The 13,610-nt window shown below is 73.3% G+C and carries 11 protein-coding genes; 7 read left to right on the top strand and 4 right to left on the bottom strand.

Annotated features, from left to right (window positions below; genetic code table 11):
• Positions 1–3 precede the first annotated feature (3 nt).
• From CNX65_RS08380 to CNX65_RS08370, 3 genes are read right to left on the bottom strand one after another with little or no spacing between them, the layout of a single operon-like run.
• Entirely contained in the window at positions 4–984 is a 981-nt protein-coding gene (locus CNX65_RS08380; protein ID WP_096492254.1) for an ABC transporter permease, read from the bottom strand.
• The gene (locus CNX65_RS38285) at positions 981–2,024 is read right to left on the bottom strand and encodes an ABC transporter ATP-binding protein (RefSeq protein ID WP_096492253.1); all 1,044 of its coding nucleotides are present in this window, start codon (positions 2,022–2,024) and stop codon (positions 981–983) included. Before CNX65_RS38285 ends, CNX65_RS08380 begins: the two co-directional genes overlap by 4 nt.
• Positions 2,021–3,682: an ABC transporter substrate-binding protein gene (locus CNX65_RS08370; protein WP_096492252.1), complete on the bottom strand. Its 1,662-nt coding sequence runs from the start codon at positions 3,680–3,682 to the stop codon at positions 2,021–2,023. The genes CNX65_RS38285 and CNX65_RS08370 overlap by 4 nt, the downstream gene beginning before the upstream one ends.
• A 166-nt stretch (positions 3,683–3,848) precedes the next feature.
• Here CNX65_RS08370 and CNX65_RS37745 point away from each other — a divergent pair, with 166 nt between their 5' ends.
• Both CNX65_RS37745 and CNX65_RS08355 read left to right on the top strand, forming a co-directional pair.
• Entirely contained in the window at positions 3,849–5,564 is a 1,716-nt protein-coding gene (locus tag CNX65_RS37745; RefSeq protein ID WP_269770690.1) for an ROK family transcriptional regulator, read from the top strand.
• Positions 5,565–5,793: 229 nt separating this feature from the next.
• The gene (locus CNX65_RS08355; RefSeq protein WP_198320444.1) at positions 5,794–7,524 is read left to right on the top strand and encodes a coagulation factor 5/8 type domain-containing protein; all 1,731 of its coding nucleotides are present in this window, start codon (positions 5,794–5,796) and stop codon (positions 7,522–7,524) included.
• Here CNX65_RS08355 and CNX65_RS08350 read toward each other — a convergent pair.
• On the bottom strand, positions 7,521–8,645 hold the full coding sequence (locus tag CNX65_RS08350; RefSeq protein ID WP_096492251.1) for a DUF418 domain-containing protein: 1,125 nt from the start codon (positions 8,643–8,645) through the stop codon (positions 7,521–7,523). The genes CNX65_RS08355 and CNX65_RS08350 overlap by 4 nt on opposite strands.
• 249 nt (positions 8,646–8,894) lie before the next feature.
• On the opposite strand from CNX65_RS08350, the gene urtA reads away from it, so the two are divergent.
• From urtA to urtE, 5 genes are read left to right on the top strand one after another with little or no spacing between them, the layout of a single operon-like run.
• Positions 8,895–10,118, top strand: coding sequence for an urea ABC transporter substrate-binding protein (gene urtA, locus CNX65_RS08345; RefSeq protein WP_096492250.1), 1,224 nt, complete (start codon positions 8,895–8,897; stop codon positions 10,116–10,118).
• Position 10,119: 1 nt separating this feature from the next.
• Positions 10,120–11,013 (top strand): urea ABC transporter permease subunit UrtB, encoded by an 894-nt coding sequence (urtB, locus tag CNX65_RS08340; protein WP_232519751.1) that lies wholly within the window; start codon positions 10,120–10,122, stop codon positions 11,011–11,013.
• Positions 11,010–12,143, top strand: coding sequence for an urea ABC transporter permease subunit UrtC (gene urtC / locus CNX65_RS08335; protein WP_096492249.1), 1,134 nt, complete (start codon positions 11,010–11,012; stop codon positions 12,141–12,143). Before urtB ends, urtC begins: the two co-directional genes overlap by 4 nt.
• Positions 12,140–12,886: an urea ABC transporter ATP-binding protein UrtD gene (urtD, locus tag CNX65_RS08330; protein WP_096492248.1), complete on the top strand. Its 747-nt coding sequence runs from the start codon at positions 12,140–12,142 to the stop codon at positions 12,884–12,886. Before urtC ends, urtD begins: the two co-directional genes overlap by 4 nt.
• Entirely contained in the window at positions 12,886–13,581 is a 696-nt protein-coding gene (gene urtE / locus CNX65_RS08325) for an urea ABC transporter ATP-binding subunit UrtE (protein ID WP_096492247.1), read from the top strand. Before urtD ends, urtE begins: the two co-directional genes overlap by 1 nt.
• Positions 13,582–13,610: the final 29 nt, after the last annotated feature.

Below are 13,610 nucleotides of genomic sequence, written 5' to 3'. Positions count from 1 at the left end.
CGCTCAGCCCTCCCGTCGGGTGCGCGGGTCGAGCGCGAGGTAGGCGAGGTCGGCCAGGAAGTTGGCCGCCAGCACGGACAGCGTGATCATCAGGAAGATGCCCTGCATGAGCGGGTAGTCCTTGGCGCCGACCGCCTGGAACAGCAGCAGGCCGAGGCCGGGGTAGGAGAACACGATCTCCACCAGCAGCGTGCCGCCGACGATGAAGCCGAGCGAGAGCGCGAAGCCGGAGACGTTGGGCAGCAGGGCGTTGCGCGCCGCGTAGCCGACCATGACGCGCCGGTCGGTGAGGCCCTTGGCGTGCGCGACGGTGACGTAGTCCTCGGACGACACCGTCACCATCATGTTGCGCATGCTCAGGATCCAGCCGCTCATCGACGACACCAGGATCGTCAGCGCGGGCAGCAGGCCGTGCCGCAGCACGCTGCCCGCGAACTCCAGGTCCGGGTTCGGCACCAGGCCGATCTCGTACGCGCCGGAGGCCGGGAAGAAGCTGCCGGGACCGGCGAGCAGGGCGATGGCGAGCAGGCCCAGCCAGAAGTACGGGATCGAGGACAGGAACGTGGTGACCGGGATCAGCAGGTCCGCGAGGGAGCCGCGCCGCCAGCCGACGACCGTGCCGAGCGCGGTGCCGAGCAGGAAGCCGAGCACCGTGGTGATGCCGACCAGCCCGACGGTCCACGGCAGGCCACCGCTGATCACCTCCGACACCGGGGTGGGGAAGAAGGTGAAGGACATGCCGAGGTCGCCGGTGAGGATCTGGCCGAGGTAGCGGAAGTACTGCTCGACCAGGCTCGCCTCCTCGTCCAGCCCGAAGAGGATGTACAGCGACTCGACGGCCTCGGTGGTCATCTGGCCCCTGGACTTGGTGATCAGGGCCTGGACCGGGTCGCCGGGGATGAGCCGGGGGATGAAGAAGTTGATGGTCAGCGCGGCCCACGCGGTGAACGCGTAGAAGGCGGTGCGCTTGAGGACCTGGCTCACCTCCCGCTCACCTCCGCGTCGAAGAGCCAGCAGGCGGCGAAGTGGCCGGGCTGGTCGCCGACGTCGAACCGGGGCGGGACCTTCTCCCGGCACACGTCCATCGCGAAGGGGCAGCGCGGGTTGAACCGGCAGCCGGACGGCGGGTCGATGAGGCTGGGGGGCTCACCGCTCCCCCCGTCCTTCGACTCCACCGCGGGGCGATCGGGGTCGGGCGCGGAGTCGATGAGCAGCTGCGTGTACGGGTGCGCGGGGTTCTGCGTGACGGTCTCGCTGTCGCCGCCCTCGACCACGCGCCCGGCGTACATCACGCAGGTCTCGTCGGCGAAGTAGCGCGCCGACGCGATGTCGTGGGTGATGTACAGGATCGCCAGGTGCAGGCGCTCCTTCAAGTCCCGCAGCAGGTTCAGCACGCCGAGGCGGATCGACACGTCGAGCATCGACACCGGCTCGTCGGCGAGCAGCACCTCGGGGTCGGCGCCGAGCGCGCGGGCGATGGCCACGCGCTGGCGCTGGCCGCCGGACAGCTCGTGCGGGAACTTGTCGGCGTACCGCTCGGGCGGGGTGAGCTGCACGCGGGTGAGCAGGTCGGACAGCGCGGCCTCCAGCTCCTGCGCGCTCTTCCCGGCGTTGCCGTGGATCTTCAGCGCCCTGGTGAGGTGGTAGCGCACGGTGTGCACGGGGTTCAGCGAGGCGAACGGGTCCTGGAAGATCATCTGGACCCGCTTGCTGTACCCCCGGAACGCCCGGCCGCCCTTGACGGCGGTGACCTCGCCGCGCAGCCGGATCTCGCCGGAGGTGCGCGGGTAGAGCTGGGCGAGCAACCGGGCGACGGTCGACTTGCCCGAGCCGGACTCCCCGACCAGCGCGGTGACCCGGCCCGCGCGCAGCGCGAGCGTGACGTCGTCCACGGCGTGCACCGCGCGGGCGCCCCTGGTCAGCAGTTGCCTCCCGCGCCCCCGCAGCGGGAAGTGCTTGGTGAGGCCATCGGCCTCCAGGACCACGTCGGTGGTCCCGGAGGCCGAGGCGGAGCGCTCGGTCATGCGGCGGGCTTCAGCTCGAGGACGATCTGCAGCGCGTTCTCCAGGGTCATCTGGGCGGGCGCGTAGGGGTTCTCGGCGTCGGGCCAGCCGGTCCAGTTGCGGGTGGTGTACTCGCCGCCGCCGTTGGCCGCCGAGGTGATGATCACCGGCATGTCGCGCACGAAGATCTGCTGGAGCAGGGTCATCGCGGCGGTGCGGGAGGCGTCGTCGGGGGCGGTGGCGTACTGCTCCAGCGCCGCGGTGGCCTCGGGGTTCTCGTAGCGGCCGTAGTTGCCGTTGATGCCGCCCTGGCCGACCGGCTTGTACAGCGCGCCGTCCATGATGGACTGGTAGATGTCGTACGGCGTCGGGCCGTTGTTGGTCCAGTGCAGCGCGGCCTGGAAGTCGCCGGTGTCCAGCGCCTTGGTCCAGGCGTCGACGTTCTGCAGCTCGACGGTGGCCTCGATGCCGATGTCGGAGACGTTGTCCTTGATGATCTCGACGTTGGTGACGTAGTCGGACCAGCCGGACGGCACGGTCATCTTCAGCGTCACGGGCTTGCCGGACGGGTCCTTGAGCTTGTCGCCGTCGTAGCTGAAGCCGTTGTCGGTCAGCTCCTTCTTGGCCGCGGCGACGTCCACCTCGACGGTCTTGCCCTTGAACTCGTCGGCGATGAACGGGTCACCGGCGGGCGTGGGGATGCCGGTGATGTTGTCGACCTTCGGGTAGAAGTAGCCGCCCTCGCCCTGCACGAAGATGTCCTGCCGGTTGACCACCCGGTTGACCGCGCGGCGCAGCGCCGGGTTGTCCCACGGGGCGCTCTTGGTGTTGAACCACAGGCCGTGGATGCCGAGGACTGGCGGGAACCAGAGCTTGTTGTGCTGCGGGTCCTTGCTGGTGTAGACGGCCTCGTAGTTCGGGATGAACACGAAGCTCCAGTCGGTGGTGCCGTTGGCCAGCGCGGTGGTCTGCGCGTTGTTGTCGGCGTACGCGGTGTACCGGACCTCCTTGACCTGCGGCAGCTCCTGCCAGTAGCTGTCCCGCACGACGAGGGTCTGGGTCTGCGGGGTGAAGGACTTCAGCGTGTACGGGCCGCTGCCGACCGGCTGCTTGACCGTCTCGGTGGACGGGTTCGCGTAGGTGGACCAGACGTGCTCCGGGACGATGAACTGCTCCAGGAGCTTGTTGCGGTTGGTGAACTGGGAGCGCGGGAAGCTCACCACCACCTTGCCGCCGTCGACGGTGGCGCCGTCGATCGGCAGGCCCTGGATGTTCAGGCCGGGGTTGTTCTTGAGCAGGGTGAACGTGTAGGCGACGTCGGCCGGGGTGAGCGGCTTGCCGTCGGACCAGGTGACGTTCTCGCGCACGGTCAGCACGAGCTTGGAGTAGTTGTCCTGCCAGTCCCACTCGCTGGCCAACCAGGGCGTGGGCTCCTGGGTCGCGTCGGTCTCGTTGACCATGGTCAGCGGCTCGAAGATCAGCCTGCGGTAGCCCATGATCGTCGCGGCGGACGAGTTGAGGAACGGGTTGTTGTTCTCGGTCTGCGGGCCGTCCGGCTTGCCCACGTTCAGCACACCGGCCTGGGACTGCGCGCCCTGGTTGCTCGTGGAGCAGGCGGCGAGCGGGGTGAAGGCCGTGATCGCCGCGAGGGCGAGGGCGGCCGTTCGCCTGAGTCGCATGGTTTCTCCTTGTGGGAACGGGTGTTCGCGAGCGCCAGGTCGGGTCGGACCGCGTGTGCCATCGCGGGTGGGACGGTGCGCGTCCTCGGGTTGCCGAAGACTCAACCCCGGTGAGTCAGGTCACGTCAATAACGAACAGGTTACAAACTTAGTCTAATTTTAAGTCGTGAAGGAAGTGGGCGGCATCCTGCCGACCATGCCTGCCAAGCGCGCCACCGTGCGCGACCTGCGACGTCAGAACCGATCGGCCCTGCTGTCGACCCTGTACTTCGAAGGCCCGCTGAGCAGGCAGGAGCTGGTCGCCAGGACCGGCCTGAGCGCCGCCACGGTGTCCACCGCGACCGCCGGGCTGGTCGACGAGCGGCTCGTCGTCGGCGCGGGGACGGTCGAGTCGGACGGCGGCAGGCCGCGCTCGCTGCTGCGCGTCAACCCCGGCTACGGGCACGTGGTCGGCGTCGACGTCGGCGAGACCGGGGTGGCCGTCGAGCTGTTCGACCTGGCGCTGCGCCGGATCGCCGCGCTCGACCACGACCTGCCGCCCACCGACCCGCTCGCGGTGGGCGCGCTGATCGCCGCGGCCGTGCCGGAGGTGATCGCGCTGGCCGGGGCGGACCAGGGCTCGGTGCTGGGCGTGGGCATCGGCGTGCCGGGCGAGGTGGAGCGGCGCGGCGGGGCGGGGGGCGCGCCGTGGGGCGCGGCGACGCTCGTGCACGCGCAGACCCTCGGCTGGTCGGGCGTGCCGCTGGCCGAGCTGGTCAGGGCGGGCGGCACGACGCTGCCGCTGTTCGTGGAGAACGGCGCGAAGACCCAGGGCCAGGCCGAGATGTGGTTCGGCGCCGGGCGGGGGTCGCGGCACGTCGTGGTGGCGCTGCTGGCCTCCGGCGTCGGCGCGGCGGTGGTGGCGGACGGCGCGGCGCAGCGCGGGTCGACCAGCAGCGCGGGCGAGTGGGGGCACACCACGGTCGTCCACGGCGGACGGCGCTGCCGGTGCGGGGCGCGCGGGTGCCTGGAGGCGTACGTCGGCGCGGGGGCGGTGCTGGACCGGTACCGGGAGCTGGGCGGGGAGCTGGGCGAGGGGGACGAGCGGGCGGCGTTCGCGGAGCTGGTGGCGCTGGCGGGTGGGACCGCGCGGGCGGACGGGACGCGGACGGCGGGCGGATCGCCCCTGGCGGGCGGATCGCCGCTGGCAGGCGGGGTGCCGCTGGCAGGCGGGGGGCCGCTGGCAGGCGGCTCAGCGTTGACGGGTGGGGCGCCGTTGGCAGGCGGGGAACCGGCGGCGGGCGAGTCCTCGTTGACGGGCAGGTTGCCCGTGGCAGGCGCGGCTTCGCGGCCGGGCGGATCGCCCCTGGCGGGCGGCTCAGCGTTGGCGGGCGGATCGCCTCTGGTGGGCGGATCGCCGCTGGCGGGCGGGGTGCCGTTGGCGGGCGGATCGCCTCTGGTGGGCGAGGTGCCTCTGGTGGGCGAGGTGCCTCTGGTGGGCGGGGTGCCTCTGGCGGCCGGATCGCCCATGGCAGATGGCTCAGCGTTGGCAGTCGGGGCGCCACCAGCCGGCGGGTCGCCGCTGGCGACGTGGGTGCTGGAGGAGGCGGTGGGATACCTGGGCGCGGGGATCGCGACCCTGGTGAACCTGTTCAACCCCGAGCGGATCGTGCTCGGCGGCTGGGCCGGGGCGGCACTGGGCGGGGACTGGTTGCCCGCGATCGTGGCGGCGACGCGGGAGCACGCGCTGCGGCACCCGTTCGCCAGGGTGCGCCTGGAAGCCGGGCGCCTGGGGCCCGACGCGGTGGCCGTCGGCGCGGCGACGCTGCCGGTCGCGGCGCTGCTGGAGCGGGCCGCCGACCCGCGTGCGCCGGTGCGCGGGCGCGGGGCGCACTTGGCCTAACCGCAGGGGGTTCGCGTGTCGGCCAGATGTCGGAAACCCGCCGTTGACGTTGCCGCGAGCCCGGAGCTAGGCTGCGTGAGAGCGCTCTCACGCCTCCGGTGCCACGGAGGCGTCCCGCACTCCCCGAACCACCACCGCACGTCCCACCACGGCGCGGGGCCCCGGCCCGCGCGCCCGAACCGCGCACACCGCGGTGCCGGACACGTGAAGCCGGGGCTCCGCGCGCCCGGTGGACCGCTCCCGGCCGAGCCGGGAGGTCACCGCCATCACCACCGCACCGACCGACCCGCGCTCCCCCGACCTCGGCCCGAACGTCCTCCTGCTCCGCCCCGGTCAGCCCGACGCGCAGCGGCGGGTCGACGAGATCACCCGCGCCAGGCGCACCGACCAGTTCGGCGAGGGCAGGCACGCGGTCCTGCTCCTGCCAGGCCACCACCGGCTGGACGTCGACCTGCGCTTCTACACCCAGGTCGCCGGCCTCGGCGCGCTCCCGGACGACGTGGTCGTGCAGGGGCGCGTGCGGGTCGAGGCGGACTGGCTCCCCCAGCTCGACGACCCGGCAGGCCTCGGCAACGCGACGCAGAACTTCTGGCGCGGCGCGGAGAACCTGAGCGTCACCCCGCCTCCGGGCCAGGTCGAGCGCTGGGCGGTGTCGCAGGCCGCCGCCTACCGCAGGATGCACCTGCGCGGCCCCGTCGAGCTGTGGGACGGCCGCGTCGGCTGGGCGTCCGGCGGCCTGATCGCGGACAGCCGGATCGACGGCCCGGTCGACTCCGGCACGCAGCAGCAGTTCCTGACCCGCAACAGCGAGCTGGGCGCGGGCTGGCGCGGCTCCTCGTGGAACATGGTGTTCGTCGGCACGACCGGCGCCCCCGCGCACTCCTACCCCGATCCCCCGTTCACCACCGTGGAGTCCACGCCGCTGGTGCGGGAGAAGCCGTTCCTGTTCGTGGCGGACGACGAGTTCCGCGTCTTCCTCCCCGCGCCGCGCCGCGACTGCGTCGGCACCAGCTGGGGTTCCGGCGCGCCGGAGGGCACGTCGCTGTCGCTGGCGGAGTTCTTCGTCGCGCGCCCCGGAACCCCGGTGGCGGTGGTGAACTCCGCGCTGGAGCGGGGGAGGCACCTGCTGCTGACGCCGGGCGTGCACCGCCTGGACGGCACGATCACCGTGCGGCGTCCGGGAACCGTGGTGCTGGGCCTGGGCCTGGCGACCCTGACCAGCGAGACCGGTGACCCGGCGCTGGTCACCTCGGACGTGCCGGGGATCAGGCTCGCCGGGTTCCTGGTCGACGCGGGCCGCGCGGGCGCGCCCGTGCTGCTCCGGGTGGGCGAACCCGGTTGCGGCGCCGGGCACCGCGCCGACCCGATCTCGCTGCACGACGTCTACCTGCGCGTCGGCGGCCCGTGGGCCGGGCGCGCCGAGGTCAGCCTGGAGGTCAACAGCTCGGACGTGCTCATCGACCACACCTGGGCCTGGCGCGCGGACCACGGCGAGGGCGTCGGCTGGGACGTGAACACCGCGCGGGACGGCGTGGTGGTGAACGGCGACCGGGTGGTGGCGCACGGGCTGTTCACCGAGCACTACCAGCGGCACAGCCTGCTGTGGAACGGCGAGGCGGGCCGGGTCTACTTCTTCCAGAACGAGCTGCCGTACGACCCGCCGTCGCAGGCCGAGTGGCGCGGCGGCGGTGGCGCGCGCGGCCTGCCGGGGTACAAGGTGGCGGACCACGTGCGCGACCACCGGGCGTGGGGCCTCGGCGTGTACTGCTTCAACGAGGCCGACCCGACCGTGGTCACCGACACCGCGGTCGAGGCGCCGACCGCGCCGGGGGTGCGCCTGACCAGCCTGGTCGCGGTGTCCCTCGGCGGGGTCGGCACGATCGCGTCCGTGGTGAACGGGACCGGCGGGGCGGCGGACTCGTCGCGGTTCGTCAGCCGGGTGGCGCGCTACCCGGCCTAGCGCCGGGCCAGGAGGCGCTGCGGCGCGCGGTGGGCGCGGTTCCACAGCTCCTCCACCGGGCCGCGCTCGAACCGCGCCATCCACCACGACGCGCCCGCGACCAGCAGCCCCGACACCACCAGCCACACCGCCACCACGAACGGCGCGCCCAGGTGCGCGCACCGGCTCGCGAGGCCGAAACCCCAGTCGTAGCACAGGACCGACGCGATCAGGTTCTGCCCGACGTAGCAGCTGAGCGCGCTGCGCCCGACCGCCGTGATGCCGCGCCGCAGCCGTCCGGCCTCGGGCCTGGCGCGCAGCACCAGGTGCGTGATGAGCCCCAGCAGCCCGAAGGAGACGATCGGCGCGCACACGTACCGGTCCACCAGCGGCAGCGCGCCGCCGAGGAGGCTGGTGGCGAGGTTGAGCGGCACGCCCGCGCCGAGGCCGACCGCCATCAGTCGGGCGCGCGCCCGGCGTCCCCGCTCGGAGTCCTCCAGCGCGCCGCCCCGCAGCAGCAGCGCCCCGGCCAGGAACAGCACGGCGCTGAGCGGGATCGCGAGCACCGCCTCCACCCGGTAGACGACGAGGTGCTCCCAGCGGTTCGCCACCTGGGCGGGCCAGCTGGACGTGTCGGTGGGCAGCCCGGAGACCCCGCCGCCGTCACCGGGGAACGCCGCCAGCGCGGCGGTGAGCGCGGCCACCACGAGCAGGTGGACCACCAGCGTCCCGGCCAGCCAGCGGCGCGTGGAGCGCGCGCCCCGACCGACGACGCAGGCGACGAGCACGGACACCACCGCGTAGTACATGAGCACGTCGAACTCGAACAGCAGCGCGTAGTGCAGCAGCCCTTCGAGCAGCAGCAGCGCCGACCGCCACAGGTACCAGCCGGGCCACCGCTCCCCGCGCCGCACCGCCGACCGGTGCTGGAGCGCGACCCCGATCCCGAACAGGATCGACAGCAGCCCCAGGAACTTGCCATTGGTCACCGCCCGCAGCAGCGCCTCCCCGACCGACCCCGCGCCGCTCAGGAACGACGCGGGCCCGTCCGGCGACGCGAAGATCCACACGTTGGTGCCGAGCGTCCCCAGGATCGCCGCACCGCGCAGCACGTCGAGCGCGCTGATCCGTCCCTCGCCCATCTCCGGTCCTCCCCCCAGGCAGGTCGCGGCCCACGCTAGGCGCGGGATGCGGCCGGGCGCGTCGGCGGACGGTGCCACCACCACGTCCTCCCTTCGGAGGAGGAGCGCGGCGCGGAACCCCTGCGCGCGACGGGCCTTCGCGGTCCCGGAGCGGTGCGCTCCTCGCCACACGCCCGTAACCGGGGGATCGCTCGGCGCAACATCGGCTTCCTAGCTTCGAGGGGTTCCACCTGCCGAAAGGAGCCGCTGGTGCGATCCAGAACCCTTCGACGTGGTGCCGCAGCCCTCTTCCTCATCCCCCTGCTGGTCGCCGGGTGCGTGAGCGATCCGACCGCCGGGGGCTCGCCCGGCGCGAGCGCGACCGAGATCCGGGTGGGGGTGCTGCACTCGCTCAGCGGCACGATGGCCATCAGCGAGGTGACCGTCCGGGACGCCGAACTGCTGGCGGTCGAGCAGCTCAACGCCGCGGGCGGGGTGCTGGGCAAGAAGCTGGTCCCGGTGGTGGAGGACGGGGCGTCGGACTGGCCGACGTTCGCCGAGAAGGCGCAGAAGCTCATCTCGCAGGACCGGGTGGCCGCCGTGTTCGGCGGGTGGACCTCCGCGAGCCGCAAGGCGATGCTGCCGGTGTTCGAGCGCAACAAGGCGCTGCTGTGGTACCCGGTGCAGTACGAGGGGCTGGAGAGCTCGCCGTACATCTTCTACACCGGCGCGACCACGAACCAGCAGATCGTCCCGGCGCTGGACTACCTGGTGTCGCAGGGGAAGAGGAGCCTGTTCCTGGTGGGCAGCGACTACGTGTTCCCGCGCACCGCCAACAAGATCATCAAGGCGTACGCGGCGGCGCGCGGCATCGAGGTGCTCGGCGAGGAGTACACGCCGCTGGGCCACACCGAGTACAGCACCGTGGTCAACAAGGTCGTCGACGCGCGGCCGGACGCGGTGTTCAACACCCTCAACGGGGACAGCAACGTGGCGTTCTTCAAGCAGCTGCGCGGTTCCGGCGTCACCCCGGAGCGCACGCCGGTGGTGTCGGTGAGCGTCGCCGAGGAGGAGGTCCGCGGCATCGGGCCGGAGAACGTCGCGGGGCACCTGGTGGCGTGGAACTACTACCAGACCACGGAAACCCCGGCCAACGGCGAGTTCGTCCGGGCCTACCGGGCGAAGCACGGCGCGGACAAGGTCACCTCGGACCCGATGGAGGCCGGGTACAACGCGGTGAAGCTGTGGGCCGCCGCGGTGACGGCGGCCGGGACCACCGAGGTGGAGGCCGTGCGCAAGGCCGCCGGGGGCATCGCCGTGGACGCGCCCGAGGGCCGCACCACCATCGACGGGGCGACCCAGCACGTGGCCAAGACCGCGCGGATCGGCGTGGTGCGGCCGGACGGGCAGATCGAGCAGGTGTGGGCCTCCGACGGCCCGATCGCGCCGGACCCGTACCTCAAGGGGTACCCGTGGGCCTCGGGGCTGGGCTGACGTGGCCGGGGCCGACCTGACCGCGCTGGCGAACCAGCTGCCCGTCGGGCTGAGCACGGCCGCCGTGCTGCTGCTGGCGGCGCTGGGGCTGACGTTCACCTTCGGCCAGATGGGCGTGGTGAACATGGCGCACGGCGAGTTCGTGATGGCGGGCGCGTACACCGCCTACCTGGTGCAGGGCGCGCTCGGCGGTTGGGCGTTCCCGCTCTCGCTCCCGGCGGCGTTCGTGGTGGCCGGGCTGCTGGGGCTGGCGCTGGAGGCGTCGCTGCTGCGGCGCTTCCACGGCAGGCCGCTGGACACGCTGCTGCTGACCTGGGGCGTGAGCCTGGTCCTGCAGCAGGTGGCGCGGGACGTGTTCGGCGCGCCGAACGTGCAGGTGGTGTCGCCGTCGTGGCTCGTGGGCGGGGTGGAGCTGCTGGGCGTCCGGCTGCCGCACAACCGGGTGTTCATCATCGGGCTGGCGGCGCTGTGCGCGGTCGGCGTGTGGCTGTACCTGGCCAGGTCGCCGCAGGGCAGGCGGGTGCGGGCGGTGGTGCAGAACCGGGAGCTGGCGGCGTGCAGCGGCATCGCGACCGGGCGGGTCGACCGGCTCACGTTCCTGCTCGGGTCCGGGCTGGCCGGGGTCGCCGGGGTGGCGCTCACCCTGGTCGGGCCGGTGGGTCCGACGCTGGGCGGGGCGTACCTGGTGGACGCGTTCCTGGTGGTGGTCGCGGGCGGGCTCGGGCAGCTGCGCGGCGCGGTGCTCGCGGCGGTGGCGCTGGGGTTCCTGAACAGCTTCCTGGAGCTGTACACGGACGCGAGCCTGGCCAAGGTGCTGGTGCTGGCAGCGGTGATCGTGTTCCTCCAGTTCCGGCCGCAGGGCATGTTCGTGCTGCGCGGGAGGTCGCTGGCATGATCGGTGGAGCTCAAGCGCGCCAGGGGCTTTCGCGGTTCGCGCTGCCGCTGTGCGTGGTGCTGCTGGCGGTCGCGCCGCTGGTGCTGTCCCCGTTCCGGCTCGGGCTGCTGGCGAAGTACCTGTGCTTCGCGATCGTCGCCGTGGGCATCGCGGTGGCGTGGGGGCGCGGCGGGATGCTCGTGCTGGGGCAGGGCGTGTTCTTCGGGCTCGGCGGCTACGCCATGGGGATGCACCTGAAGCTCGCCGAGGCCGGGGCTGCGGGTCTGCCGGACTTCATGGTGTGGAGCGGGGTCGAGGAGCTGCCCGCGCTGTGGGCGCCGTTCGCGAACCCGGTGTTCGCGCTCGCGGCCGTGGTGGTGCTGCCCGGCGCGGTCGCGTTCTGCCTGGGGCTGCTGGTGTTCCGGCAGCGGGTGCGCGGCGCGTACTTCGCGGTCCTGTCCCAGGCGCTGGCCGCGGCGTTCGTGATCCTGCTGGTCGGGCGGCAGGGGGTGACCGGCGGGACGAACGGGCTGACGAACTTCAGCTCGTTCTTCGGGCTGGACCTGGCCGACCCGGCCGGGCAGCGCGCGGTGTACTGGATCACCGCCGCCGCGCTGGTGGTGGTGTTCCTGGTGGCGCGGTGGGTGGTGCGCGGGCCGTTCGGGCGGCTGCTGGTGGCGGTGCGCGACGGTGAGGACCGGGTCCGGTTCCTCGGGTACGACCCGGCTCTGGTGAAGACGCTGGTGTTCACCGGGTCGGCGGTGGCGGCGGGGATCGCGGGGGCGCTGTTCGTGCCGGTCGTCGGGATCATCTCGCCCGCGCTGCTCGGGGTGGCCCCCTCGCTGGAACTGCTGGTGGGGGTCGCGGTGGGCGGGCGGTTCTCGCTGGCGGGCGCGGTGGTCGGGGCGATCGCGGTGAACTACGCGAAGACGGTGTTCAGCGAGGACTTCGCGGAGGGCTGGCTGTACCTGCAGGGCGGGTTGTTCGTGCTGGTGCTGGTGTTCGCGCCGCGCGGGCTGGCCGGGCTGGTGGAGCGGGCGCGGGAGTGGTGGGCGGCTCGGGCGGGTGGACGGGTCGGTGGCGCGGGAGGTTCCGGTGGCGCGGGCGGCGTGACGGGCGCCGTCCGGCGCAGCGAGGGGGTGGCCGGGTGAGCGCGGCGCTGGAGGTGCGCGGGCTGCGGGTGGGGTTCGACGGGCACCCCGCGCTCGACGGGCTGGACCTGACCGTCGAGGAGGGCGAGCTGCGGTTCCTGATCGGCCCGAACGGCGCGGGCAAGACCACGCTGATCGACGTGATCACCGGGCTGACCAGGCCGTCCTCCGGCAGCGTGCGGTTCGGCGGCCGGGAGCTGGTCGGGCTGCCCGAGCACCGCGTCGTGCGGTTGGGCGTCGGGCGCACGTTCCAGACGGCGGCGGTGTTCGAGGAGCTGACCGTGCGGGAGAACCTGGAGCTGGCCGCCGGGTTCCGCGCTCCCCTGCGCACCCTGCTGCGACGCCCGCGCGGGCGGTCGGCCGAGGTGGGGCGGGCGCTGGCGACCACCGGGCTCGCGGCGCTCGCCGGGCGGCGGGCCGGGGTGCTCTCGCACGGGCAGCGGCAGTGGTTGGAGATCGGGATGCTGCTGGCGCAGCGACCGGGGTTGCTGCTGCTGGACGAGCCGGTGGCGGGCATGAGCCGGGACGAGCGGGAGCGCACCGGGGAGCTGCTGGCGGCGGTCGCGGCCGAGCACACGGTCGTCGTGGTGGAGCACGACATGGAGTTCCTGCGCCGGTACGCGCGCACGGTCACCGTGCTGCACCAGGGGAAGGTGCTGCGCGAGGGCGCGGTCGACGAGGTGCGGGCGGACCCGGTGGTGCGCGAGGTGTACCTGGGCCGCTCCGACGGGAGGGCGGACTGATGCTCGTGGTGTCCGATGTGGACGTCCACTACAGACGGTCGCAGGTGCTGTTCCGCGTGGGCCTCGAGGTGCCCGCCGGGTCGCTGGTGTGCGTGCTGGGGCGCAACGGGGTCGGGAAGACCACGCTGCTCAAGACCGTCGTCGGCCTGCTGCGCCCGACCTCGGGGACGGTGCTGCTGGACGGCGCGGACGTCACCCGGACCCCGGTGCACCGCAGGGTGCGCGCGGGGCTGGCGTACGTGCCGCAGGGGCACGTGGTGTTCCCGCAGCTGACCGTGGCGGAGAACCTGCGGGTGGTCGCCGAGGCCCGTCCCGGCAAGGACGCGGGCGCGGTGGACGACGCGCTGTCGGTGTTCCCGGCGCTGGTCCCGCTGCTGCGGCGGCGGGCCGGGCTGCTGTCGGGCGGGCAGCGGCAGCAGCTCGCGATCGCGCGGGCGCTGGTGGCGCGCCCCCGGCTGCTGGTGCTGGACGAGCCGACCGAGGGCGTGCAGCCGTCCGTGGTCGACGAGATCGAGGCGGCGGTGCGGCGGCTGCACCGGGAGGTGGGGCTGACCGTGCTGCTGGTCGAGCAGCACGTGGACCTGGCGGCGCGGCTGGCGGACCGGTTCGCGCTGCTGGACGCGGGCGAGGTCGTGCGCTCCGGCGACGCGGCGGAGCTGCGGGACGAGGAGGTGCGGCGACTGCTGTCGGTGTGACCGGGCCTGCCTGGCGCGCTGGGCCTGCC

This window comes from Actinosynnema pretiosum (assembly GCF_002354875.1).
Taxonomy (GTDB): domain Bacteria; phylum Actinomycetota; class Actinomycetes; order Mycobacteriales; family Pseudonocardiaceae; genus Actinosynnema; species Actinosynnema auranticum.
This window is presented reverse-complemented; position numbering and strand designations above follow the sequence as displayed.